The following is a 24,106-nucleotide window of genomic DNA, read 5'->3' on the forward strand; positions in this document are numbered from 1 at the left end:
CTACTCCCCGGCGGCCGGCGGGACGAGGACGCCGGGGTTGAGGATCCCGGCGGGGTCGAGGCGGTCCTTGACGGCCCGCAGGATCCCGGCGCCGAGCGGGCCGATCTCCCGGGCGTACCAGTCGCGGTGGTCGGTGCCCACGCCGTGATGATGGCTGATCGTGCCGCCCGCGTCGATGATCGCGTCGGACGCGGCCCGCTTCGCGCCGTCCCAGTGCGCCACGGGGTCGTCGCCCTGCGCGGACACGACGGTGAAGTACAGGGACGCGCCCGCCGGGTAGACGTGCGAGATGTGGCACATGACCAGCGGCGGCGTGCCCGCCCCGGACAGCGTGCCGATCAGCGCGCACCGGACGGCCTCGTACAGCGCCGGAATGTCGCTCCAGAACGCCGCGGTCTCCAGCGTCTCGGCGAACGCGCCGACGTCGAGCAGCGCGTCGCGCAGGTAGGGGGCGCTGAAGCGGCCGTGCCGCCACTTCTCCCCCGGCGCGTCGCCGAGCGGTTCGCCGCCCGCCTCCCGCAGCACCGCGGCCGTCTTGGCGCGGCGTTCGGCGATCTCCTCGGCGGTGCCCTCGTAGCCGAGGACGGCGAGGCATCCGGCGGCCGAGGAGCCGCCGCCGATGGCCGCGGGGTCGGCGAGGCCGATCATGGTCTCGGTCTCGTCGGACAGCCGCAGCACCACGGGGAGCGGGCCGTCCTGGGCGAGGCGGCGCAGCGCGGCGGCGCCGTCGGCGAACGAGGCGAACCGCCAGCCCTCGTACGCCCGCTCCGCCGGGACGGGCCGGATCCGCACGGTCACCGAGGTGATCACGCCGAACGCGCCCTCGGAGCCGAGGACGAGCTGGCGCAGGTCGGGGCCCGCCGCCGACTTCGGCGCCCGGCCGAGCTCCAGGGTGCCCTCCGGGGTGGCGACGGTGAGGCCGGTGACCATGTCGTCGAACCGGCCGTACCCGGCGGACGCCTGCCCGCTGGAGCGGGCGGCGGCGAACCCGCCGATCGACGCCCACTCGAACGACTGCGGGAAGTGCCCGAGCGTGTAGCCGCGCTCGCCGAGCAGCTCCTCGGCGCGCGGCGCGAGCATGCCGGGCTGCAGGACGGCCGTCCGGGACACCTCGTCGAGGGAGACCAGGGCGTCCATCCGGCGCAGGTCGAGCGCGACGAACGCGTCCACCCCCTCGGGCGCCAGCCCGCCGACGACCGAGGTGCCGCCGCCGAACGGGACGACCGCGACGCGATGCGCCGCGCAGGCCCGCAGCACCGCGAGGACCTCGTCGTGGTCGCCGGGCAGCACGACGGCGTCGGGCGCGTCGGAGGTCTCGCCGGCGCGGAGGCGCACGAGGTCGGGGGTCGACTTGCCGCGGGTGTGCCGGACGCGGGTCTCGGCGTCGGTGCGGACGTGCTCCGCGCCGACCGCCGCGGCGAGCGCGGCGAGGGCGTCCTCGGTGAGCCGCGGGGCCGCGACCTCGATCGCGGCGAGGGCGACGGGGGCCGCGTCGCCGGTCTTCACGCCGAGCAGGTCGCGCAGGAGCCCGACCATCGCTTCCGGCAGCGGCGCGGCCTTGGCGGGGTCGCCCCAGCCGCTCCACAGCATGTCCCGCGTCCGCCCCGTGCTGGTGGTCAAGGCGCCTCCCCTCCGACGGGCCGCTCCCGGCACCGCGTTCCCGTCCACCTCTCCCGGTGGGCTTACACTGTGACACATGACGTCGAATCGTCACAACAGGTCGGCGGCCCGGACCGCCGACGACGCCGTGCTGGACGCCGCCCGCGACTGCGTGCTGGCCGTCGGGGTGCGCCGCACCACGCTCACCGACATCGCGCGCCGCGCCGGGGTCTCCCGCATGACGCTGTACCGCCGCTGGCCGGACGTCCGCACGATCGTGGCCGACCTGATGACCCGCGAGTGGACCGCGATCGGCACCGCCATGCACCCCGCCGACGACGGCCGCCCGGTCCGGTCCCGGCTGGTGGACGGGCTGGTCGCCGGCGTGCGCACGTTCCGCGACCACCCGCTGCTCCGCAAGATCGTCGAGGTCGACCCGGAGGCGCTGCTGCCCTACCTGCTGGACCGCTGCGGCGCCAGCCAGCAGGCCTTCCTCGAGCTCTTCGAGGAGGCGCTCACCGCCGGGCACGCCGACGGGACGATCCGCGTGGACCACCCCGGCCGCCAGGCGCGCGCGCTGCTGCTGGTCGTGCAGTCGTTCGGGCTGTCCGCGCAGATCGTGATCGACGAGACCGACCCCGAGCTCCGCTCCGACGCCTTCGACGCCGAACTCCGGCACATTCTGGAGAGGATGCTCTCGCCGTGACCCCTGCCGCCGTCCCGCCGCCCTCGTCGCTGAACGCCGCCCGCCGCGAACGCGACCTCGCCGCCCTACCCGACCAGGTCGTGGACGTCCTCGTCGTCGGCCTCGGCGCGACCGGCGCCGGCGCCGCGCTGGACGCCGCGTCCCGGGGCCTGTCGGTCGCCGCGGTCGACGCGCACGACCTGGCCTTCGGCACGTCCCGGTGGAGCTCCAAGCTGATCCACGGCGGGCTGCGCTACCTGGCGTCCGGGCAGGTGGACGTGGCGCACGAGAGCGCCGTCGAGCGCGGCGTGCTGATGTGCCGGACCGCCCCGCACCTGGTGCGCGCCCTGCCGTTCGTGCTGCCGCTGACGCCGCTGGTGTCGCGGTCGCAGGCGGCGGTGTCGCGGGCGGGCCTGCTGGCCGGGGACGCGCTGCGGCTGGCCGCCCGCACCCCGCGCTCGGTGCTGCCCGGCCCGCGCCGGCTGTCGCCGGTGGAGACGCTGCGGCTCGCGCCCGCGCTGCGCCCGTACGGGCTGCGCGGCGGCCTGCTGTCCTGGGACGGGCAGCTCGCCGACGACGCGCGCCTGGTCACCGCGATCGCCCGGACCGCCGCCGCGCACGGCGCCCGGATCCTGACCCGCTGCCGGGCCGTCGAGCTGACGGGCGAGGGCGCGCTCGTCCGCGACGAGCTGACCGGCCGGGAGATCACCGTCCGGGCCCGCGCGGTGGTGAACGCCGCGGGCGTCTGGGCGGGCGGGCTGGTGGACGGGGTGCGGCTGCGCCCGTCGCGCGGCACCCATCTGGTGCTGGGCGCGGAGTCGCTGCGCGGGCTGACCGCCGGGATGCACGTCCCGATCCCCGGCGCGAGCAGCCGGTTCATGCTGGTGATCCCGCAGGGCGACGGCCGCGTCTACGTGGGGCTGACCGACGAGCCGGCGGACGGCCCGATCCCCGACGTGCCGGAGCCGACGCCCGGCGAGATCGGCTTCCTGCTGGACATCCTGGGCTCCGCGCTGGACGTGCCGGTGCGGCGCTCGGAGGTGCTCGGCGCGTTCGCCGGGCTCCGCCCGCTGCTGGACGGCGGCGAGGGCGCCACCGCCGACCTGTCGCGCCGGCATGCGGTGCTGACCTCGCGGGACGGCGTCGTCACGATCGTCGGCGGCAAGCTCACCACGTACCGGCGGATGGCGCAGGACGCCGTGGACGCCGCGGTCGCGGGCCGCGGCCTGCCCGCGGGCCCGAGCCGCACCGCGTCGCTGCCGCTGGTCGGCGCCGCGCCGCGGGACCGGCTGGACGCCCTCGACGCGCCGCGCCGCCTCGTCCAGCGCTACGGGACGGAGGCGCCGCTGCTGGCCGCCATGGGCAGGGACGATCCGGCGCTGCTGGAGCCGGTCGTGCCCGGGCTGCCGGTGCTGGGCGTGGAGCTGGCGTGGGGGGCGCTGCACGAGGGCGCCCTGGACGCCGGTGACCTGCTGGACCGGCGCACCCGGATCGGCCTGGTGGCCGCGGACCGCGCCGCGGCGGTGCCGGCGGCGGAGGCCCTCCTCCCGCGCCCCGCGGTGCACTGACGTCGCACTGGGTACAGACACCCCTAAAGGCCCCGATATCCCCCCGCCTAAGCCGACATCCCGGGGACCCCGCTGGTGAGCCCGGAGGGGCTTAGGTTACCCTTACCTAATCATCGACGATCGGACCGTCCGGCCGGGGGGACTCATTTGACGCGCGGGAAGGGCTGCGGGCACTGCCCGGGAAGCCACACCGGCGAGCGGCCGTGCCTGGCGAGCGCGACCGTCAAGGCGCGCTCCTGGCTGCTGATCGAGCACCCCGGCCCCTGGCCCGAGCGGGTGGCCGACCTGGACGGGCCCGCCCCGGTCGCCGAGGCCGTGCGGGCCGCGCAGGCGGCCGGCGTGCGGCCGCAGCTCATCCGGCGGCCCGGGCGGCGCCGCGCGACCCCGCCGATCCAGGTCTACGCCGGGTTCTCGCAGGGTCGCGAGGCCTGGATCGAGGGCCGGGAGCTGGCCGATCCGGAGGAGCTGTCCGGGCTGGACCTGCCCGCGCTCGCCGCGGGCCGGTCGCCGGGCCTCGGCGAGCGGCAGGCCGATCCGGTCCTGCTGGTCTGCGCGCACGGCCGGCACAACGCCTGCTGCGCGCGGACGGGCGCCCCGCTGGCCCGATCCCTCACTGGACGTTTTGACCGTCTTGTCTGGGAAACCACCCACGTCGGTGGTGACCGATTCGCAGCGAACCTTGTATGTCTTCCTCACGGGATCTATTACGGCGACCTCGGCGAGACCCAGGCCGTGGCCGCGATCGACGCCTATCTGCGCGGCGAGGTCGTGCTCGACCGGCTGCGCGGGCGGGCCGGACGTCCCGAGCCCGCGCAGGCCGCGGAGCACTTCGTCCGCGCGCACACAGGGCGCCTCGAACTGGACACCGTGACCGTGGAGTCGATCACAGGGACATCTCGCTACGAAGCGATCGTCGCCGTCCAGGAGAGCCGTTACCGGGTCATCCTGGACGCCGTCGAGCAGGCCGCGTGCGGTCCGGGGTGCGCCGAGAACCTGAGAACCTACGCTGTTACGGAACTCACCCTTCTCAACGAGGCCGCCCTCGTGTAATCTCTCGAAGGCCCCATTCGAGGGTCTCCCTGTCGCACGGCCCCAGGTTTCCGGAGTAACCGGACGGGGAACAGAGCGGCAACTCCAGACGTTGGAACTTTCGGCGCTTCTGACTCATGTCACCCGAAGCACGTCGATGCGTCCATGTCCCGAAATTGTTCGAAACCAATCAAGGTGGGTGTTCCATGGCTCAGGTACGTCGGCAGGCAAACCTCCCTCGTCCCAGCTGGGGCTGGCAGGACGCCGCGGCGTGCCGGGGGGAAGACCTCGTGCTCTTCTTCGGCCCCGACGGCGAGCGCCAGCCCGAGCGTGAGATCCGCGAGCGCAAGGCCAAGCAGATCTGCATGGGCTGCCCGGTCCGCACGGAATGCCTGGACTACGCCGTGTCCCGGCCCGAGAAGTACGGCACGTGGGGCGGTCTGAACGAGGACGAGCGCGCCTCCGAGCGCCGCCGTCGCATGCGCCGCGCCAACGCGGCCTGACCGTCGCACGGCACGCCAGAACCGCTCCCAGCGCGCACCCCGGCACGCCACCGAAAAACGACTCGGCCCCGCCCCGCGGGGCCGTTTGCGTTGCTCAGGGCCCGGCCGTCACGGCCGGGCCCTGCCGCGTTCGTCACATGTGCGTCACATCTGTGTTGCGGCCCGCCCCGATTTCCCGGCCGCTTTTACCGCAGCGGACGCTTCCGCGTGGCTTTTTCACAGAAATTCGCCGCGGCCATTTCCCGGCGCGCGGCCGGCCGGTCCGTCACGCCGCGCGTCAGGTCGCGTGCCGGTCGCGGCGCCGGTCGCGCATCAGGTCGCGGCGCCGGTCGCGCGTCAGGTAGCGCGTCAGGTCGCGGTCCCGGCGCGCTCCAGCCATCCGGTCACGTCACGGTCGGTGAGCTGGTCGAAGTCGCGGTACCACTGCCCGACCGCGCGGAAGTCCCAGGGCGCCGCGGGCACCACCAGGTCGTCCACCTCGGCCGCCAGCGACCGCACGGTGTCCTCGGCGCCCACCGGCACCGCCAGCGCCAGCCGGGACGGCCCGCGCCCGCGCATGGCCCGCACGGCCGCGCGGGCGGTCCCGCCGGTGGCGAGGCCGTCGTCGACGACCACCACGGCGCGTCCGGCCACGTCCGGCAGGCTCCGGCCGCCGCGGTAGGCCGCCACGCGCCGGTCCAGCTCGGCGCGCTCGGCCCGCACCGTCGCGGCCATGTCGTCCTCGGTCAGCCCGAGCCGGTCCAGCAGCCCGCGGTCGAACACCGGCCCGCCGCCCTCGGCGATCGCGCCCACGCCGAGCTCCGGCTGCGGCGGGAAGCCGATCTTGCGGGTCACCAGCACGTCCAGCGGGGACCGCAGGCGCCGCGCGACCTCGAACCCGACCGGGACGCCGCCGCGCGGCAGCGCGAGCACCACGGCGCCGTCCAGGCCCATCGGCGCGAGCCGGTCGGCGAGCACCCGGCCCGCCTCCCCGCGGTCGGCGTAGGGCAGCGGGACGGTCTCGTCCTGCGTCGGCGCCCGCTTCGCCGTCCTGTTCCAAGACATCGGCGCACCCCCTCCCGGGGTCGCGGAAGAGCTCTCGCTCCAGCCCTACCCGCCGGGGGCGCCGGGATTCAGCCCGCGGTGAGCCAGCGCAGCGGGTTCGCCCGCAGGATCGTGTCGAGGGTCGCGTCGTCGGCGCCGGCGGCGCGCAGCGCGGGCAGGAAGGTGCCGAACAGGTAGCCGTAGCCGGCGCCCCCGTACCGGACGATCTGCTCCATCCGCGAGACACCGGTGCTCAACAGCACCCGCTCGGCGTGCCCGGCCTCCAGCAGGTCCATCACCGCGCGCACACGGGCGCCGATCGCGGCGTGGTCCTCGCCCGCCAGGCCGAGCGTGCCGAACGACACGTACCCGCCCGACTCGGCGATCTTGCGGTGCTGGCCGGGGTCGTCCACCCGGTCCTGCTGGCCGACGGCGACGCGGTCGGCGGGCAGCCCGGCGGCGGTGAGGATCTCCAGCTGGGCCACGCCGGCGCGGCCGTAGGTCGCCACCGACAGGCCCGAGTAGCGGGCGGCGCGGGCGGCGGCCCGCAGGCACAGCTCCTCGGCCTCCGTCGGCGCCTCGCCCCACGTGCCGATCTCGCCGATCACGCCGGGCAGCGCGTTGGTGCCGTCCATGCCGAAGCCGATCTCGGCGAGCAGCCGCTCGGCGAGCCGGTCCACGCCGGACTGGCCCTCCGGGCCGGCGCCGGCGGCGAGGGCCTCGCGGACGAACGCGGGGTGGAACGGCTCGGTGAACACGCCCGTCCCGGCGACCACCGCGACCCGGGAGCCGGCGCTGATGCGGGCCAGCGCGGCGGCGTTGCGCCCCATGCCGGAGCAGGTCAGGTCGACGACGAGGCCGAGCCCGTGCTCCTTGCGCAGCTCGTTCAGCTCGCGCTGGACGCCCTTCTCCTCGTCCAGCCAGCGCGCCGGGTCGGACCCCACCTGCTGCGGCCGGGCCGGCCAGCGCAGGTCCATCTGCAGGTGCTCGTGGGAGAGCACCGGGCCGGTGATGTCGGACGTCGCGATCGTGCCGGTCACGGTCCGGAGCCGGCCGGTGTCCTCTCGGGGGGTCATGGGAAGCGAGGCTACGACATGTTTGGCCTTTTCAGAGCCTTATTCGGTGCAGTTTTTACCATTCGTCCCGGCGTTGCCAGGGCCCTCCGGCGTGTCGTCGGCACCATCGGCCGCGTCATCGGCGTCGCCCGCCGCGTCATCGGCGTCGTCCGCCGCGGAGGCGGCGGTGGCTCCGGGCTCCCGCGCGGCGTCCGCCTGCTGCTGGGCGCGCGTCTGCGCGACGGCCCGCGCCCGGGCGGTGCCCGCGCTGGGCCACAGCCGGTCGATCTCGGCGTTCAGCGTCGCGCCGATCAGCACCGCGAGCGCCGCCACGTACAGCCACGCCAGCACGGCGATCGCGGCGGCCAGCGAGCCGTACACCGACACCCCGCTCAGCGACCCGCTCAGGTAGATCCGCAGGACCAGGCTGCCGACCACCCAGATCACCAGCGCCAGCACCGCGCCGGGCACCTCGCGCCACCAGGCCGTCCGCACCGGGACGCTCATGTGGTACAGGAACGCCAGGAACACGATCGAAAGCGTCACCAGCACCGGCCAGTACAGCACCTGGACGATCGTGGCGCTCTCCGGCACCGCCTGCCGCGCCAGCGTCGGCCCGGCCACCAGCAGCGGGGCGACCACCAGCCCCACCAGCAGGCCGACGACGTACAGGATGAACGCGCGCGTGCGGGTGCGGATGACGCCGCGGATGCCCGACAGCCCGTACGCGATCGTGATCGTGTCGATGCAGACGTTGACCGCCCGCGAGCCCGCCCACAGCGACAGCACGAAGCTGATCGACACGATGTCGGGGCTGCCGCCGTGGATCACGTCGTCCAGCAGCGGCCTGACGACCGTGTTCACCGCGTTGGGGGTCAGCACGGTCTGGGCGTGCTCGATGGCCCGGTTGCGGATGTCCTCGACGGTCTCCTTGCTGATCACGCTGTGGAAGTGGCCCATGGTGCCGATCAGCCCGAGGGCCAGCGGCGGCAGCGACAGCAGCGCGAAGAACGCGATCTCGGCGGCGAGCCCGGTCACCCGGTAGCGGAACGCCCCGACCGCCGTCCCCCGGACCAGCCGCCAGCCCACCGGGCCGCCGGAGCGCGCCAGGACGCCCAGCGCGGCGCAGAAGGCCGTGCGGACGCGCCCGGCGGCGGCCCGGACGCGCGCCGCGGCGGTGCGGGCGCGCGCGGCGGGGCCCGCGGCGCGGCGCGGGGCGTGGTCGGAGCGCACGAGAGCGGTATGCCCGTGATCGGAAGCCCCATGATCGGAGGTCATGTGCGCCCGCGCGCGCTTGGACGACCCACCCGGCGATCCCTTCCGCGCGGCGGGCACGCGGCCCTGGCGCGCTGCTGCGGCGGGCCGGGCCGCGCCGTCCTTGCCGGCCGGATCGGCGGGGCCGTCGGAGCCGGCGCCGTCCCCATCGGCGGACGCGGCGCCGTCCCCGTCAACGGGCGCGGCGCCGTCGCTCTTGGCCGGGGAGTCGCCCGCGGCGTCCGAGACGGTGGTCACACCGCCCAACCGTAGGGCGTGGGCCGCTCGCGCGCACGGGTAGCGCGCCAGGTGTGCGCGTGCGCGAGCATCGATGCGCATCGGTGACAATGGAGGGGTGATATGCCAGTCCTGCCGCGAACGCCACCACGGGGAGTGCCGTGGCGGTTCGTGGTGCGACTGCCAGCACAAGGCCGCGCCCGCGACGCCGTCGGAGCCGTCCGGGCCCGCCCGGGGAACGCCGGCGCCGTCCGGGGAGCGGACGCAGGGCGCCGAACCCCCGGTGAACTGGAAGCGTCAAGGATGACTCTTCTCACTCGCCCACATTCCGGACGTCACTGGACAGCCCGCGAGACGGCGTGTCAGAGTTTGAGCATGACTGCTGCGGACCCGCTGCTGGCCAAGCGCCGGCACGTCGACTTCCTGCGCGTCCGCAGCGCGATCTGTCGCTGACGCCCCAGACCACGCCCCCTTGCTCAGCCGGGCGCGTGGTGCATCGGCGTCACCTTTGACTTCATCCTGCTCAGCGTCGAGCCGGCTGCCTCAGAGCGCCGGTGCGCTACGCGTCCCTCACCACCACAGATGAGGACGCGCGCCGTGCCACCCGCGATCAAGCGCAAGAAGGGCGAGGGCCAGTGGGCCCTCGGCTACCGGGAACCGCTCAACAAGAACGAGGAGAACAAGAAGAACGACGACGGGCTGAACGTCCGCCGCCGGATCATCGACGTCTACTCCAAGACCGGTTTCGACTCGATCGACCCCGCCGACCTGCGCGGCCGGTTCCGCTGGATGGGGCTGTACACGCAGCGCAAGCCCGGCATCGACGGCGGGAAGACGGGCGCCCTCGAGGACGAGGAGCTCGAGGACAAGTACTTCATGATGCGGGTGCGCATCGACGGCGGCCAGCTCAGCGGCCCGCAGCTGCGCACCATCGCCGACATCTCCACCCGGTACGCGCGCGGCACCGCCGACCTCACCGACCGGCAGAACGTCCAGCTGCACTGGGTGCGGATCGAGGACGTCCCGGCGATCTGGGAGGCCCTGGAGGCGGTCGGGCTGCACACGATGGAGGCCTGCGGCGACGTGCCGCGCACCATCATCGGCTGCCCGCTGGCCGGCATCGCCGCCGACGAGGTCATCGACGCGACCCGCGACCTGCGCGAGATCCACGACAAGTACATCGGCTCCCCGGAGTTCTCCAACCTGCCGCGCAAGTACAAGACGGCGCTGTCGGGCTGCACCTCGCACTGCACCGTCCACGAGATCAACGACATCGCGTTCGTCGGCGTGGTGAACGAGGCGGGCGAGACCGGCTACCAGCTGTACGTCGGCGGCGGCCTCTCCACGAACCCGATGTTCGCGCAGAGCCTCGGCGTGTTCGTGAAGCCGGAGCAGACCAGCGAGGTCTGGCACGGCGTCACCTCGATCTTCCGCGACTACGGCTACCGGCGGCTGCGCAGCCGCGCCCGGCTGAAGTTCCTGATGAAGGACTGGGGCGCGGAGAGGTTCCGCGAGGTGCTGGAGAAGGAGTACCTCGGGTACGCGCTGCCGGACGGCCCCGAGCCGGCCGCGCCGCAGACCCACCGCGACCACGTCGGCATCCACCCGCAGAAGGACGGCAAGTTCTACGTCGGGTTCGCGCCGCGCGTGGGCCGGGTGAACGGCGAGCTGCTCGGCGCCATCGGCGAGCTGGCCGACCGGTACGGCTCGGGCCGGGTCCGCACGACCATCGAGCAGAAGATGGTCATCCTCGACGTCCCGGAGGAGAACACCGAGGCGCTCGCCGAGGCGCTGGCCGAACACGACCTGCAGGTCCGGCCGTCCACGTTCCGGCGGCAGACGATGGCGTGCACCGGCATCGAGTACTGCAAGCTCGCGATCGTCGAGACCAAGCAGCGCGCGATGGACCTGATGGACGAGCTGGAGAAGCGGCTGCCCGACTTCGACCAGCCGCTGACGATCAACGTCAACGGCTGCCCGAACGCCTGCGCCCGCATCCAGGTCGCCGACATCGGGCTCAAGGGCCAGCTGGTCGTGGACGAGAACGGCGACCAGGTCGAGGGCTTCCAGATCCACCTCGGCGGCCAGCTGGGCGCCTCGTTCGGCAAGAAGGTCCGCGGCCTGAAGACCTCGTCGGCCGGGCTGACCGACTACGTGGAGCGGGTCGTCCGGAAGTTCGACGAGCAGCGCACCGAGGGCGAGACGTTCGCCCAGTGGGCGCAGCGCGCCGACGAGGCCGACCTCAAGTAACGGGCAGACCGGAATGAGCGAACGTGCCGCGCCGTTCTACTGCCCGTACTGCGGCGAAGAAGATCTCGAACCCCTCGAGGAGCATGGGGCGTGGTTCTGCAACGACTGCCTCCGCTCCTTCCAGCTGAAGTTCCTGGGTGTCCGAGCCGCCCAACAGACCAAGGAGTCCCGGTGACGCTGCTGGAGACCGACAGGCCGACGCTCGACCTCGAGGACATCGTCGAATCCGCCGCCGAGGCGCTGGAGGGCGCGCCCACCCTGGAGGTCATCCGGTGGGCCGTCGCCACCTTCGGCGACCGCATCTGCCTCACCTCGTCCATGTCGGACGCCGCGCTGATCCACCTCGTGTCGAAGGTGAAGCCGGGCATCGACGTGCTGTTCGTCGACACCGGCTACCACTTCGCCGAGACGATCGGCACCCGCGACGCGGTCGAGGCCGTCTACCCGGTGAACGTCATCAACGTGACGCCGTCGCGCACCGTCGAGGAGCAGGAGGCCGCGCTCGGCCCCCGCCTCTACGGCCGCAACCCCGACCTGTGCTGCCACCTGCGCAAGGTGGAGCCGCTCGGCCGCGCGCTGGAGGGCTACATGGCCTGGTTCAGCGGGATCCGCCGGGACGAGACCGCGAGCCGCCGCAACCGCCGCGTCGTCGAGTGGGACCGCAAGCGCGGCATGGTCAAGGTGAACCCCATCCTCGACTGGTCGCAGGAGGAGATGGACAACTACATCGAGGACAACGGGGTCATCATCAACCCGCTGCACTACGACGACTACCCGTCGATCGGCTGCGAGCCGTGCACCCGTCCCGTCGCCCCCGGCGAGGACCCGCGCAGCGGCCGCTGGGCCGGCATGGGCAAGACCGAGTGCGGCATCCACCTGTGAGCGCCGTCCCGATGGTCGCGGTGGCGCACGGGAGCAGGGACCCCCGCGCCGCCGCGACCGTCACCGAGCTGGCCGCCGCCGTCCGGGCGCTGCGTCCCGGCGTGCCCGTGCAGGCCTCGTTCCTCGACCACGCGACGCCCGCCCCCGACCGGGCGCTGGACGCGCTGGCCGGGGACGGCGCCGCGGAGGCCGTCGTGCTGCCGCTGCTGCTGACCGCCGCGTACCACAGCAAGACCGACATCCCGGGCGTGCTGAACCGGGTGCGGGCACGGTGGCCCCGGCTGGAGCTGCGGACCGCGCGGACGCTCGGCCCGCATCCGCTGCTGACGGACGCGCTGGAGCGCCGGCTGTCCGAGGCGGGCGTGGAGCCGGGCGATCCGGACACCGCGGTCGTCCTGGTCGCGGCCGGGTCGTCCGACGCGTCCGCGAACGCGACGATCTGGCGGCTGGCTCGGGAGTGGCGCGCGCGCGGGTGGCGCGGCGTCGTCCCGGCGTTCGCGTCGGCGTCGCGGCCGACGCCCGCCGAGGCGGTCGCGGCGCTCCGCGACGCGGGCGCGCCCCGCGTCGCGGTGGCCTCCTACTTCCTCGCGCCCGGCTACTTCGCGGACAAGGTGCGCGCCGAGTCGCTGGAGGCGGGCGCCTACGCGGTCTCCCCCGTCCTCGGCGCGGCGCCGGAGATCGCCGAGCTGGTCGTCCGCCGCTACGACGAGGCGCTGGACACCGCCCGCGCGGCCACCGCCGTCTGATACCTCACGTTCCGCCCGTCCCGCTCGGGGTATGCGGCCCGGCATGGACGAGCGCGAGGACCCCGGACACGAGCCCGAGACGACCCACGACCGCGACTTCGCGCCGGTGAACCAGGGCTCGGACGCCCGCGGCCGGACGGTGCCGGGCGCGCCCGTCCCGGCGCACGTGCCGGGCGAGGAGCCGGCGGACCGGGACGGCCCCGAGGAGGACGTCAGCGGCACCGGCACGCCCGGCGTCCACCGCCGCCACCCCGACGCGCTGCCGCCCGACGAGGCGGGCGTGAGCGAGGCGGAGCGCACCGACGACTCCCGCTGACCTGCGGCGGCGTCGTTCTGTCGGAGGGGGCCGCTAGGGTCCCGCCGTGCTCTTTCTCTCCAGGCGGGACGTCGAGGAACTGCTCGACGTCGACGCGCTCATCGACGCGCTCGCCCCCGCGATGGCCGACCTCAGCGCCGGCCGCGCGCACGTGCCCGAGCGGACCGCCGCGGCCGTCCCCGATCGGGACGCGCTCCTGCTCGACATGCCGGGCCACGCGCCGTCGGCGGACGCGCTGATGAGCAAGCTCGTGTCGGTGTTCCCCGGGAACGCCGAGGCGGGGCGGCCCGTGCGGCAGGCGGTGATCGTCGCGTTCGACCCCGGCACCGGGGAGCCCGCCGCGCTGCTCGACGGCACCTACATCACCGCGATCCGGACCGCCGCCTGCGCGGCGCTGTCCGCGCGGCTACTGGCCCGCGACGACGCCTCGGTCGTCGCGGTGCTCGGCACCGGCGTGCAGGCGCGCGCGCACGCGATCGCGGTCCCGCGCGTCCGCGACGTCCGGGAGGTCCGCATCGCCGGGCGCGACCACGCCAAGGCGGTGAAGCTCGCGGAGGAGCTGTCGGACGCCGTGGACGCCGACGTGCGCGCCGTCGCGGGCTACGAGGAGGCCATGGCGGGCGCCGGCATCGTCAGCGCGGCCACCTACGCGGTGGAGCCGGTCGTCCGGCGCGAGTGGCTGGCGCCGGGGACGCACGTCACCTCGATCGGCTACAACCCGCGCGGCCGGGAGGTCGACGACGCGACGATCGCGGACGCCGCGCTGTTCGTGGAGTCCCGCGCGGCGGCCCTGGCGGCCGTCCCGCCGAACCTCGACCTGGCCGAGCCGCTGGAGCGCGGCGTCATCACGCCCGCGCACGTCCGCGCGGAGCTGGGCGAGGTGATCGAGGGCACCCGCCCCGGCCGTGCGTCGGAAGAGGAGATCACGCTGTACAAGTCGGTCGGCGTCGTCGTCCAGGACCTCGCCGCGACGGCGCTGGTGCTGCGCGAGGCGCGGCGGCGGGGCGCCGGGACGGAGGTGAGCCTCTGAGCCTTTGAGCGCGGCGCCGGTCAGGAGTCGGAGCGGCGGTCCCGCCACCAGGACGCGACGGCCCGGCGGACCGGCGCGTGGTGCTCGTCGTCCACGATCTTCACGTCGCCCATGAAGGCGTTCGCGGTGACCCGGACGACGGGGATGCGCTCGCCCGGGCAGGGCTCGCGCACCTGGACGCGGCGGTCGCCGAGGAAGGCGTGGCCCATCAGCTCGACCGCCACCCCGTCCGGCACGATGATCTTCACGTCGCCCATCACGGCGGTGGCCGCGATGTGCACCTCGCCGGTCGGGACCTGCGCGCCGCGCAGGTCCAGCTCGACGTCGCCCATCACCGACACCGCCTCCAGCGGGCCGTCGATGCGGCCGACGATGCGCTCCTTGCAGTCCCCCATGACGGCGCTGAACCGCCGCTTCACCTGCAGCGGAGCCGGGTTCGCGCCGGGCGCGCCCATGCCGGGCAGGTCCGCGGTGATGTGCTCGAGGTCACCGCGGGTGACCGCCGCGTAGGCGGCCTCCGTCCGCACGGTCAGCTCCTCGAACGTCAGCCGCCCCTCCACCGAGGCGACCCGCAGCCGCTCGACCACGGCCTCGCGCTCGGCGTCGGAGGCCCGGACCGCGCCCGGGACGGGGACCGTCCCGGCCGGATCGGCGCCGGGCCGCGCGGGGTGCAGGTCCTCCCGCCGCTGCCGCGGGCGGCTCGGGCACGGCGGCCGCCCCTGCTGCGGACTGGACTGACTCATGGTTTCGAAGTTATGCCCCCGCGCCGCATGGACAATCCGCCGCGCGGACGAGATCGCCCCACCACTTCAGGAGGATGCCCCAGGCGGCGGGGCGGAGGCATGATCGTCCGACGGCCCGAACGCGGTTCTGTATCCTGCGACGGGGAGGTCCCCCCGTCCTCGGCAGCACAGGAGCAGCGCAGTGACCCACGAGGTGTTCAACCAGGTCCCCCCGCTCGCCGGCCACGACCTGGCCGACGACCCCGCCCTGCTGGACGGGCTGGAGCGCGAGGGCGCCGGCTGGGCCGCCGCGGAGGTGCACGAGCTGGGCCGCCTCGCGGGCACCGAGCGCGCGCAGGAGTGGGGGCGGCTCGCCAACGAGCACCCGCCCGTCCTGCGCACCCACGACCGCTACGGGCACCGCATCGACGAGGTGGAGTTCCACCCGGCGTGGCACGAGCTGATGACCGTCGCGGTGACGCACGGCCTGCACGGCTCGGCCTGGGCCGACCCCCGCGAGGGCGCGCACGTCGCCCGCGCCGCCAAGTTCTACTCCTGGCGCGTGGACGCCGGGCACGGCTGCCCGATCTCGATGACGTACGCCGCCGTCCCCGCCCTCCGGCAGGCTCCCGAGCTGGCCGCGCAGTACGAGCCGCTGCTCGCCAAGCCCGATTACGACTTCGGCCTCCGCGCCCCGCTCACCAAGGACGCGCTGCTCGCGGGCATGTCGATGACGGAGAAGCAGGGCGGCTCCGACGTCCGCGCCAACACCACGCAGGCGACCCCGCAGCCCGACGGGACGTACCGGCTCGTCGGCCACAAGTGGTTCACCAGCGCCCCGATGTGCGACGTGTTCCTCACCCTGGCGCAGGCGCCGGAGGGGCTGACCTGCTTCCTCGTCCCCCGCGTCCTGCCTGACGGCGCGCTCAACCCGCTGCGGCTGATGCGGCTGAAGGACAAGCTCGGCAACAAGTCCAACGCGTCGTCCGAGGTCGAGTACGAGAACGCGGTCGCGTGGCGGGTCGGCGACGAGGGCCGCGGCGTCCGCACCATCATCGAGATGGTCAACATGACCCGGCTGGACTGCGTCATCGGCGCCGCCGCCGGGATGCGGCAGGGCGTCACGACCGCGGTGCACCACGCCGCGCACCGCAAGGCGTTCGGCGCGTACCTCATCGACCAGCCGCTGATGCGCAACGTCCTTGCCGACCTCGCGGTCGAGTCGGAGGCCGCCACCGTCCTGATGACGCGGCTCGCCGGCGCCACGGACCGCTCGGTGCGCGGCGACGCGTCCGAGGCGGCGTTCAAGCGGCTCGGCCTGGCGGTCAGCAAGTACTGGGTCTGCAAGCGGTGGCCGGCGCACGCCGCCGAGTCCCTCGAATGCCTCGGCGGCAACGGCTACGTCGAGGAGTCCGGCATGCCGCGCCTCTTCCGCGAGTCGCCCCTGAACTCCATCTGGGAGGGCTCCGGCAACGTGGCGGCGCTGGACGTGCTGCGGGCGATGGCCAAGGAGCCGCAGACCGTCGAGGCGTTCTTCGCCGAGGTCGGCCGGGCCGCCGGGGCGGACCCGCGCCTGGACGCCGCCGTCGCCGAGGTCGAGGCGTCCCTGCGGGACCTCGAGACGGTCCAGGTCCGCGCGCGCCGCATCGTCGAGCGGATGGCGCTCGTCCTGCAGGGTTCGCTGCTGGTCAGGCACGGGCACCCGGCCGTCGCCGACGCCTTCTGCGCCACCCGCCTCGCCGGCGACTGGGGATCCGCCTTCGGCACCCTCCCGCCGGGCCTCGACCTCGCCCCGATCATCGACCGCGCCACCCCGAAGATCGGCTGAGCCCGCACTCAAATCGACGTCTGACGCGCCACGCCGGCCCGCCCACCGACGCCCCAAAACAAGATCATCCACTAGCGTGCCGGCTAGTAGCAGTTTCCGTGCCATTCTGTGGCACCTCTTGCGGACCCATACCAGCGAATGCCAGCTAGACCTCCATAATCCCCCAGTCTGTGCTCACCAGAACCGATATGGATCGCTCGGACCATCAACGCGCGCCACACCCCCGCGAGCGACCTCCACTGCCGCAAACGAGTACCCCAGCACCGCCAGCAGCTCCACCAAGCCGCCACCGGCCGCAGGTTGTTGAGCTAACGCAGCGAGGACCGTGTCGAGAACCGGTGACCGTCGCCTTCTCCGGCGCAAGAGCACCCCAACACGATTCTCAACAGACTCAAGGGGCAATCCAGCCCAGTGCCAGCCTTGGCGACCTACGTGTCAGAATCCATCGTTTAGAACGGATGCGAGGCCGTAGCAAACGGGAGCCCCGCAGGCCGCTGTCCGCTCGCGGACTCGAAGTCGACCGTGCCGCCCTCGAACCGGGCGAACCCGAAGTCGACCCTGCCGCCCACGAGCCGGGCTCCTTGGAAGGAGATGGTCGCGTCGTCGGTGAAGACGGCCTCGTGGAAGTGCACCGCCGTCAAAGACGGCGCCGGTGAAGACCTCGCGGGCCGCCGTGTAGGCCGCACGCGCTGCGACGTGCTCGGCCGGGTCCTGGCCCTCCTCCGGCTCTTTCCCGGGATCGGGCGTGTACGGCAGGCGCAGCGCGGCGCATAGCACGTCGATGCACGTCTGGCGGCCCCGGGCCCAGTCGTCAGCAAGGCCGGCCATGGCGTAGGCCCCCGCCAGCCGTACCGCGGGTTCGTCGTGGCCGAGCTGGGCGGAGGCAGCCCCGAACCGTCCGTTGAACACCCGGGTGAGGTCGTCTCGGGTCCGCTGCTGTTCGAGTGCGGCACGACCGCGATCGCGGATCTCGGCGACTTCAGCCAGCTTCTGCCGTCGGTAGGCCATCACCGGAGCAAAGGCCCGCTCCTAGGAGGCGGTCGTCGACGCCGATGGCATCATCGAGGGGGCCTGCTACGAGCTGTGTGTGATCGTGTCGCTGATTAAGATCAGGTCATGCCTCTGACGGTGCAGGATGTCGACCGCTTCGAGATGGCGCGGCCCCGTCTGGAGGCCATCGCCTACCGCCTCCTCGGCTCCGCCTACGAGGCGCAGGACGTCGTCCAGGAGACGTTTCTGCGCTGGCAGGCCGCCGACGTCGACCGGGTCGAGGTCCCTGAGGCCTGGTTGACGAAGGTGCTCACCAACCTGTGCCTCAACCAGCTCGCCTCCGCTCGGGCGCGCCGCGAGACCTATGTCGGCCGGTGGCTCCCCGAGCCGCTGCTCGCGGGGGACCCTCTGCTCGGCCCGGCCGACACCGTCGAGCAGCGCGAATCGGTGTCGTACGCGGTCCTCACCCTCATGGAGCGCCTGTCTCCGAGTGAACGGGCCGTCTATGTGCTGCGGGAGGCGTTCGACTACCCGCACCGGGAGATCGCCGAGATCCTCGACATCACCGAGGCCGCCAGCCAGCAGATCTTTCACCGCGCCAAGAAGCACCTCGCGCACGGCAAGGCCCGCCAGGAGATCGACGAGGCCGCCGCCTTCCGGGTCGTCGAGGAGTTCCTCGCCGCCGCCACCAGCGGCCGGACCGGTGAGCTCGTACGCCTGCTCACCAAGGACGCCGTCTCGGTCGGCGATGGCGGAGGGAAGGTCCCGGCCCGCACCAGGGCGTTCGAGGGGGCCGCCGCGGTCGCGCAATTCATGCGGGGGCTGTTCAAGCCCGCCGAGGCCAAGCGCGCCATCGTCGGCGGCTCATCCGAGATCTACGCCTGGTCCGCCAACGGCGAACCCGCCGTGGTGGCCGTCGTGGAGGGCCGGGTCGTCGCCATCATGTGCCTGGAGGTCACCGCCGAGGGCATCACCGCCTGCAGGACCCAGGCGAACCCCGACAAGCTCGAACGCGCGACCGAGCAGTGGGCGGCGGCCGACCATGGCCGGCCCCTGCTGCTGGTGTGACGTGGTTCACAGCTGATTCCTGTCAGCAATCGGCGGGCCATCCGGTTCAAGTGGCGAACCCGAACCGGAGACCGAAGGAGCCGATGATGAGAGTGCTGGTGGCAGGGGCGACCGGAGCGATGGGCAAGGAGCTGCTGCCGCGTCTGGTCGACGCGGGGCACGAGGTGTTCGCCATGGTCCGCAGCGAATCCGGCAAGGCCGCGGTCACGCGGATGGACGCGGTGCCGGTCATCGCCGACGCGCTCGACAGCGCCCAGGTCGGGAAGGCCGTCCGGGAGGCGAACCCGGAGGTGATCGTCAACCAGCTGACCGCCATCGGGCACATCGACACCCGCCACTTCGAACGCAGCTTCGCCGCCACCGACCGGCTGCGGATCGAGGGCACCGACAACCTGCTCGCCGCCGCGCGCGACACCGGAGTACGACGGTTCATCGCCCAGAGCAACGGCGCGTTCACCTACGCCCGGACCGGCGGCCCGGTCAAGACCGAAGAGGACCCCCTGGACCGCTCACCGGTCGCCCAGATGGCGTCGATGATCGCCGCGGTCGAGTACATGGAGAAGGCCGTGCTGGGCGCCGACGGGATCGAAGGGATCGTGCTGCGCTACGGCGCGTTCTACGGACCCGGCACGTCCATGGCGCCGGGCTCGGAGCAGCTGGAGATGATCCGCAAGCGCAAGTTCCCGGTCGTCGGTGACGGCGGCGGGGTGTGGTCGTTCGTCCACATCGCCGACGCCGCCGACGCCACGGTGGCGGCGGTGGAGAACGGCGGCCGCGGTGTTTACAACGTCGTCGATGACGACCCCGCCCCGGTCGCCCAGTGGCTCCCGGAATTGGCCGCGATGCTCGGCGCCAAGAAGCCGATGCGCGTGCCCCGGTTCATCGGACGGCTGGCCGCCGGACCCGCCGGTGTCGTGCTCATGACCGAACTGCGCGGCGCGTCCAACGCCAAGGCCAAGCGCGAACTGAGCTGGGCTCCGTCCCACCCCAGCTGGCGCCAAGGACTTCGGGCGGGGATGTGACCTGCAGAGCGCCATCGCCGACCGGGCAGGAGCGTCGCTGCGCCAACTGCGGCGGGCAGTTGCGAGCCGGACAAAGGTGGGCGTGCGGCCGAGCGGAACGAACACAGGTGGGTGGGCCCCAGCCACCGCTCAGGCGGACGGTTCGGGTTCAGACATCGATCTGCCTAGCCGTCAAGCAGGGGCCCTGAGCCGGAACCCGAAAGCTGCCGCCTCGTCATAGGTCTGTCGGGTTTGGAGGCAGTGGTGAGGGCAGCCGATCATGCGTTCGAAGGTGTGGCGAAGCGTGCTGGAATGCCGGTCCCCGATCTCTCGTCGATGGTCGACTTCGGCGTCACCTTCGGCCTTCTCGCCGACGGTAACAAGCTCATCATCGCAGACAAGATCGATATCACCCTGGACGTCCAAGCATCCCCGACCTCCTGAGACACCGATCGGCAACGTTCCGCAAGTATCGGTGACGGGAGGGTCGGTGCGGTCGGTTTCCTTGAGCACTCGGCGCAAGCTGGTGCGGGCGGCGGCCAGGCCAGGTCCTCTCGAGTTCGTCGACCTGGGCCTGGAGTTTCCGGTTGGCGGTGCTGGCCTGGTGGTGCTGGCCTGGTGGTGGTGAGTTCGTCGATCCGCTCGACGAGCGGTCTTGCTGGAGATCTGGCCGGGCTGCTCGCCGAGCCGGTCTCGGATGTGATCGCGAAGTTTGTCGCGTTCGGCACGGAGCAGTTCGATCTGCTCGCGGGCGAGTTGCAGGTCGGTGGCCAGACTGCCCGAGCCGGCTGTCAGCCCGGCTCGCCCGTCGCAGGCAGGCTGGGCGACCTGACATTGGATCGCGGCGTCGACGTGCTCACGGACACCGTCGGCGTAGGCGAGCCAGGTCGACACCTTTGCTCGGTCTGGTTCTGAACTGCATCACCCTGTGGCGGCAGTTCCGGTCGGTTGGTCGTAGCCCACGGCTTGCTGGATTCGCGCTATGAGGTGGGGCCTCAGGTGACGACGAAGTACCGGCCCGGCGCGGCTGGTGGAAGTCGCCAAGCCCGGGGCGTCGCCAGTGGCGGGGTGTTCGGATTGCGGGGGCGAAGTCCCCTTACCGAGGTGGCACCCTCAACCCGGACGTGGCTCATATACCCGACGAATCCACTATGTCCCGTCCTGGAACACCCGAAGCACCGATAAGCAGCACAAGACCGCACTCTACGGGGAGACGACCAACCTGCGCCGCATCCGCTGCCTAGCTGGTAATACGCCTCAGGCGGCGGCTGGTGAGAGCTCCTTTCCAACAGGTCGACTCCGCCCAGCCTGTTGACGCGACTTTTCGTTCCGATGCTGCTCTGACCCCGTATCACCGCGGCGGGTCGCTGGTACCCGTCGCGGATGGAGCCTCAGGACTTACAGGAAAGGATGTCAGGGAGTTGGAACGTGGAGAGCTCGACGACCTGGGCATCCAGCCCCTTCACGACCCGACGTATCCACCATCGGCCGATGAGCGAGGTGCCCTGGTCAGCTTGAACAGATTCTTCTGCCAGCTCGCAAAGCCTCTTACACGATTCTAGATATCCCTCATACTGCGGCCATTCTGAGGTGTCCGCCAGTTCCAGCAGCCGTTCGGCGCTGTAGACATGACCACGCAAGCATGCCAGTGCCTGCGTGGCCTTTCGAGTCTCCCAGGTCCAGGTCCCCTGCTTGGCGCCTAGCTTTTGCATGGCCGTCAGCAAGTCGCGAGCCTGAGAGCGGACACCTCGGTGGGCTCCCCGCAGAGCCTGCGCCAGGCTGGGCGAGCTGCTCCTGGCTCGTAGCGCCCCGCCCAGCTCAGCCCGATCATCGCAGTGAGCACGTCGATCGCCTTCTTGACTATTTCCTTGCGAAGACGTCGTCGACGGCGAGAACGCTCAGCCCGACTGCGGCCAGAGCGAGCACAAGGTTGGACAGCAGCTCGACGACCGTGTCCAGGACGCGGCGGGCGCGTTCGCGCCAGTCGACGTTGGCTGGACCAACACCCCACCCCACGTCCCGGCCGGTTGACCTGGTGGCCCGGAGCGCTTCACGCTCCGGGCCACCTGGGCCATCGGCGGCGCTCAGCGGCCGAGCCCCTCCGAGAGCGCCCTGGGCCTTGCGCGCCGGGAAGGGCTCCACGGGATCTCCGACGCAGACGCGGACATCGCGCTCGCCATGGCCAACCACACCGCTCCCTGACCCGAGGCCACCACGATCGGCTTGGGGCTGCCGTGGGTGAAGCGCCGGAGCAGTTGCTCAGCCTCCGCCGTCTCGAGCCGCTCAGCGAAACCACCGCGGCCGGCCCCGGAGTTTCAGCGCCGCCACCGCCCGCTCGTGCAGCTTCCGGACGGCGTCTTCGGTGTCCTGACGGGCCTGCCCGTAGCGGTCCGGTCCGGCGAGGATCGCGTCCGCCAGCGCCTTCAGCACCTCCCGCGGCACCTCCGCCCGCCGGTGGGTGTCGTACAGCGCGAAGTCGATCGGTCCGTGTCGGTCCGAACCCGGAAGCGCGCGATCCCCGGGACCGTCACGATCTCCGCCCGTTGGAACGCCGGGTTCCACTGCCTGCCTCGCCGGGGTGGGATGTCGTCTATCACGACGTGCGCGGTCGCGAGGTCGCAGCTCCGCAACCCGTCGCGCATGTGGGCGTGCAGGACCGTCCCGTCCAGCCACGCCGCGGGATGGGCGAACCGGCGGCGCAGGCGTGGCACCGAAGGCCATACCACGGCGGTGGCGATCAGCACGCCCACGCCACCCGCCCAGGCGGCGGCGCCCACCCGCGGACAGCACCCCATCGTCACGCCGACGGTGAAGGCGGCTCCCAGAGCGGCCGCCATGAACGCTCCGACGGCCAGCCCGGCGATGGCGCCCGCCTTCCGCGCGCCGGTGAGACCGTTCAGCACGACGACGATCCCCGGCTCCACGCGGCGACCTCCTTGTCAGCGGAAGGACGAATCGATCACCGCCTCCCACGCGGCGCCGAGCGATTATGCCGCCGTTTTCCTCATTTCTGCGAGCATGCAGCGCGACGGCGCTCACCTAGGTGATCGCTCGGGCCGGCGTGGCGAGGCGTTGAAACCCCAACTCGGCAGTCATCGGCACCTCTCTGTTCGCCACTGTTGACATCGAGAGGGCCAATTACCGTAAAGGGTCGTGAGTACGCGCACACCAGCCACCTGATGGCAATGCGGCTCGTCTACTCCGGGCACGGTACCGGCAGGACTGTCAGTAGCGGGACGCCGCGTTGTTCTCAGCCCAGAGCTTCTCGGCGTCGGAGCCCGCGGGGGGCGGCGCGATCCCGTTGATCATCCAGAGGTCTTCGCTGGTCTCGTCGACGTGGAACTCCCAGTGCAGCCCTGCGTGCCGTTCGAGGTAGGGCTCCAGCATGCCCTTGATCCACTGGGCGTTCCGGCGTCGGCTCTCCCGGTCGGGGCTGCGCCGGGCGATGTGGTCGATGGCGATGCGAACCCCGAGCGGGGCGGGTTCCCCGCCGACGTAGAAATCCTCGGGCCGGGTCTCATGGAACAATGTGACCACATAGAACCGAGGCAACCCGACCTTTTCATAGTGATCGGCTATGTGTGCGGCGAGTCGGTGCTTTTCCTCGTCGGCGAAGATTCCGGGTGTGTGATGAATAGTCCACAACGGCATGATGGTTCGCCACTCCTCGATTGTTGGGTTGGGATGTTCAACGGGCGATCGAGAAGGCCAGGTGCTCCACAGGGCCGGACAGCGCCGCCTTGGCGGCGACAGTGGCGTCGTCGGCGAGCACCTCCGTGGCCCCGGCCTCCAGACCGTCGACGATCCGCGCGGCCACCTCGCCCGGCGTCGCCTTCGGCAGCTCGATGGCGGAGACCATCTCGGTGTCGATGAACCCTGCGTGTACGCCGACGACCTGGGTGTTCTGGCGCGCCAGTTCGAGTCGGAGCGAGTTCGTGACGGACCACGCCGCCGCCTTGGACGCCCCGTAGGCGCCGCTACCGGCCAGCCAGGACAGCACGGAGTGCATGTTCACCAGTGCGCCCCCGCCGTTCGCGGCAAGGATCGGCGCGAACGCCCGCGCCATCCGCAGCGACCCGAAGACGTTGACGTCGAAGGTCACGACGGCGCGCTGGAAGTCACCCGTCAGCAGCGGGCCGGGCAGCAGGATCCCAGCGTTGTTGAACACGATCTCGGCGTCGGCGGCGGCCTCCGCGAGTGCGGCGACCGACGCCTCCGAGCGGACGGGTCTTCCCCCCGAACCGTGGACACCGGTTGCTATGCGGCTTGCGCCACCTTATGTGACTGCTGTTCGTAGGTGATCGGACTCATCTGGCCCAG

The 24,106-nt window shown here is 72.5% G+C and carries 27 protein-coding genes; 15 read left to right on the top strand and 12 right to left on the bottom strand.

The genetic code is table 11. The features are described from left to right. Complete coding sequence (locus AB0C78_RS23520) at positions 1–1,590, bottom strand: FAD-binding oxidoreductase (protein WP_360751324.1); 1,590 nt, start codon at positions 1,588–1,590, stop codon at positions 1–3. A gap of 106 nt (positions 1,591–1,696) precedes the next feature. Here AB0C78_RS23520 and AB0C78_RS23525 point away from each other — a divergent pair, with 106 nt between their 5' ends. From AB0C78_RS23525 to AB0C78_RS23540, 4 genes are all read left to right on the top strand, one after another. Beyond that, the gene (locus AB0C78_RS23525) at positions 1,697–2,305 is read left to right on the top strand and encodes a TetR/AcrR family transcriptional regulator (protein ID WP_360751262.1); all 609 of its coding nucleotides are present in this window, start codon (positions 1,697–1,699) and stop codon (positions 2,303–2,305) included. Next, positions 2,302–3,852, top strand: a complete 1,551-nt coding sequence (locus AB0C78_RS23530) for a glycerol-3-phosphate dehydrogenase/oxidase (RefSeq protein ID WP_360751264.1) — start codon at positions 2,302–2,304, stop codon at positions 3,850–3,852. Before AB0C78_RS23525 ends, AB0C78_RS23530 begins: the two co-directional genes overlap by 4 nt. A gap of 147 nt (positions 3,853–3,999) precedes the next feature. Further along, on the top strand, positions 4,000–4,902 hold the full coding sequence (locus AB0C78_RS23535; protein WP_360751268.1) for a sucrase ferredoxin: 903 nt from the start codon (positions 4,000–4,002) through the stop codon (positions 4,900–4,902). A 185-nt stretch (positions 4,903–5,087) separates the two neighbouring features. Further along, positions 5,088–5,384, top strand: coding sequence for a WhiB family transcriptional regulator (locus tag AB0C78_RS23540; protein WP_021600082.1), 297 nt, complete (start codon positions 5,088–5,090; stop codon positions 5,382–5,384). A 348-nt stretch (positions 5,385–5,732) separates the two neighbouring features. On the opposite strand, the gene AB0C78_RS23545 is transcribed toward AB0C78_RS23540, so the two are convergent. The 3 genes from AB0C78_RS23545 to AB0C78_RS23555 all read right to left on the bottom strand — a co-directional run bounded on the left by AB0C78_RS23545 (position 5,733) and on the right by AB0C78_RS23555 (position 8,974). Then, the gene (locus tag AB0C78_RS23545) at positions 5,733–6,428 is read right to left on the bottom strand and encodes a phosphoribosyltransferase family protein (RefSeq protein ID WP_360751271.1); all 696 of its coding nucleotides are present in this window, start codon (positions 6,426–6,428) and stop codon (positions 5,733–5,735) included. Positions 6,429–6,496: 68 nt separating this feature from the next. Then, positions 6,497–7,483 (bottom strand): aryldialkylphosphatase, encoded by a 987-nt coding sequence (locus AB0C78_RS23550; RefSeq protein WP_151543697.1) that lies wholly within the window; start codon positions 7,481–7,483, stop codon positions 6,497–6,499. 39 nt (positions 7,484–7,522) lie between these two features. Continuing rightward, complete coding sequence (locus AB0C78_RS23555) at positions 7,523–8,974, bottom strand: YihY/virulence factor BrkB family protein (RefSeq protein WP_360751274.1); 1,452 nt, start codon at positions 8,972–8,974, stop codon at positions 7,523–7,525. Positions 8,975–9,550: 576 nt separating this feature from the next. On the opposite strand from AB0C78_RS23555, the gene AB0C78_RS23560 reads away from it, so the two are divergent. Genes AB0C78_RS23560 through AB0C78_RS23585 form a run of 6 tightly spaced genes read left to right on the top strand, consistent with a single transcriptional unit; the run spans position 9,551 to position 14,177 of the window. Beyond that, the gene (locus tag AB0C78_RS23560; protein ID WP_360751276.1) at positions 9,551–11,203 is read left to right on the top strand and encodes a nitrite/sulfite reductase; all 1,653 of its coding nucleotides are present in this window, start codon (positions 9,551–9,553) and stop codon (positions 11,201–11,203) included. 13 nt (positions 11,204–11,216) lie between these two features. Continuing rightward, positions 11,217–11,378, top strand: a complete 162-nt coding sequence (locus AB0C78_RS23565; RefSeq protein WP_360751278.1) for an Insertion element protein — start codon at positions 11,217–11,219, stop codon at positions 11,376–11,378. Next, positions 11,375–12,085, top strand: coding sequence for a phosphoadenylyl-sulfate reductase (locus AB0C78_RS23570; protein ID WP_151539594.1), 711 nt, complete (start codon positions 11,375–11,377; stop codon positions 12,083–12,085). Before AB0C78_RS23565 ends, AB0C78_RS23570 begins: the two co-directional genes overlap by 4 nt. Before the next feature lie 11 nt (positions 12,086–12,096). Continuing rightward, positions 12,097–12,831, top strand: a complete 735-nt coding sequence (locus AB0C78_RS23575) for a sirohydrochlorin chelatase (protein WP_360751327.1) — start codon at positions 12,097–12,099, stop codon at positions 12,829–12,831. A gap of 43 nt (positions 12,832–12,874) precedes the next feature. Further along, on the top strand, positions 12,875–13,147 hold the full coding sequence (locus AB0C78_RS23580) for a hypothetical protein (protein ID WP_151539595.1): 273 nt from the start codon (positions 12,875–12,877) through the stop codon (positions 13,145–13,147). A 46-nt stretch (positions 13,148–13,193) separates the two neighbouring features. Next, positions 13,194–14,177 (top strand): ornithine cyclodeaminase family protein, encoded by a 984-nt coding sequence (locus AB0C78_RS23585; RefSeq protein ID WP_360751282.1) that lies wholly within the window; start codon positions 13,194–13,196, stop codon positions 14,175–14,177. A 20-nt stretch (positions 14,178–14,197) separates the two neighbouring features. Here the strand turns inward: AB0C78_RS23585 and AB0C78_RS23590 are convergent, their stop codons facing one another. Beyond that, entirely contained in the window at positions 14,198–14,920 is a 723-nt protein-coding gene (locus AB0C78_RS23590) for a DUF1707 domain-containing protein (RefSeq protein WP_360751285.1), read from the bottom strand. Positions 14,921–15,101: 181 nt separating this feature from the next. Between AB0C78_RS23590 and AB0C78_RS23595 the strand changes: the two genes are divergently transcribed. Beyond that, a complete protein-coding gene (locus AB0C78_RS23595) occupies positions 15,102–16,727 on the top strand; it encodes an acyl-CoA dehydrogenase family protein (protein ID WP_360751288.1) in 1,626 nt (541 codons plus the stop codon). 449 nt (positions 16,728–17,176) lie between these two features. Here AB0C78_RS23595 and AB0C78_RS23600 read toward each other — a convergent pair whose 3' ends face one another. Further along, positions 17,177–17,359, bottom strand: coding sequence for a pentapeptide repeat-containing protein (locus tag AB0C78_RS23600; protein ID WP_360751291.1), 183 nt, complete (start codon positions 17,357–17,359; stop codon positions 17,177–17,179). A gap of 484 nt (positions 17,360–17,843) precedes the next feature. On the opposite strand from AB0C78_RS23600, the gene sigJ reads away from it, so the two are divergent. The 4 genes from sigJ to AB0C78_RS23620 all read left to right on the top strand — a co-directional run bounded on the left by sigJ (position 17,844) and on the right by AB0C78_RS23620 (position 20,701). Continuing rightward, on the top strand, positions 17,844–18,785 hold the full coding sequence (gene sigJ / locus AB0C78_RS23605) for an RNA polymerase sigma factor SigJ (RefSeq protein WP_360751293.1): 942 nt from the start codon (positions 17,844–17,846) through the stop codon (positions 18,783–18,785). A gap of 86 nt (positions 18,786–18,871) precedes the next feature. Next, positions 18,872–19,807: an NAD(P)-dependent oxidoreductase gene (locus tag AB0C78_RS23610; protein ID WP_360751296.1), complete on the top strand. Its 936-nt coding sequence runs from the start codon at positions 18,872–18,874 to the stop codon at positions 19,805–19,807. Positions 19,808–20,050: 243 nt separating this feature from the next. After that, positions 20,051–20,230, top strand: coding sequence for a hypothetical protein (locus AB0C78_RS23615; RefSeq protein WP_360751299.1), 180 nt, complete (start codon positions 20,051–20,053; stop codon positions 20,228–20,230). 180 nt (positions 20,231–20,410) lie between these two features. Next, a complete protein-coding gene (locus AB0C78_RS23620) occupies positions 20,411–20,701 on the top strand; it encodes a hypothetical protein (protein WP_360751301.1) in 291 nt (96 codons plus the stop codon). 476 nt (positions 20,702–21,177) lie between these two features. On the opposite strand, the gene AB0C78_RS23625 is transcribed toward AB0C78_RS23620, so the two are convergent. From AB0C78_RS23625 to AB0C78_RS23650, 6 genes are all read right to left on the bottom strand, one after another. After that, positions 21,178–21,510 carry a hypothetical protein gene (locus tag AB0C78_RS23625; protein WP_360751304.1) on the bottom strand — a complete coding sequence of 111 codons (333 nt, stop codon included), beginning with the start codon at positions 21,508–21,510 and terminating at the stop codon, positions 21,178–21,180. A 136-nt stretch (positions 21,511–21,646) separates the two neighbouring features. After that, positions 21,647–21,802 carry a hypothetical protein gene (locus AB0C78_RS23630; RefSeq protein WP_360751307.1) on the bottom strand — a complete coding sequence of 52 codons (156 nt, stop codon included), beginning with the start codon at positions 21,800–21,802 and terminating at the stop codon, positions 21,647–21,649. 267 nt (positions 21,803–22,069) lie between these two features. Beyond that, on the bottom strand, positions 22,070–22,216 hold the full coding sequence (locus AB0C78_RS23635) for a hypothetical protein (protein ID WP_360751310.1): 147 nt from the start codon (positions 22,214–22,216) through the stop codon (positions 22,070–22,072). Continuing rightward, on the bottom strand, positions 22,210–22,710 hold the full coding sequence (locus AB0C78_RS23640) for a hypothetical protein (protein ID WP_360751313.1): 501 nt from the start codon (positions 22,708–22,710) through the stop codon (positions 22,210–22,212). The genes AB0C78_RS23635 and AB0C78_RS23640 overlap by 7 nt, the downstream gene beginning before the upstream one ends. A gap of 301 nt (positions 22,711–23,011) precedes the next feature. Then, entirely contained in the window at positions 23,012–23,437 is a 426-nt protein-coding gene (locus AB0C78_RS23645; protein WP_360751315.1) for a tautomerase family protein, read from the bottom strand. A gap of 37 nt (positions 23,438–23,474) precedes the next feature. Continuing rightward, positions 23,475–24,047 carry an SDR family NAD(P)-dependent oxidoreductase gene (locus AB0C78_RS23650; protein ID WP_360751329.1) on the bottom strand — a complete coding sequence of 191 codons (573 nt, stop codon included), beginning with the start codon at positions 24,045–24,047 and terminating at the stop codon, positions 23,475–23,477. Positions 24,048–24,106 lie beyond the last annotated feature (59 nt).

It is taken from the genome of Actinomadura sp. NPDC048394 (assembly GCF_040651755.1).
In the GTDB taxonomy this organism is placed as follows: Bacteria; Actinomycetota; Actinomycetes; order Streptosporangiales; family Streptosporangiaceae; genus Spirillospora; species Spirillospora montaniterrae.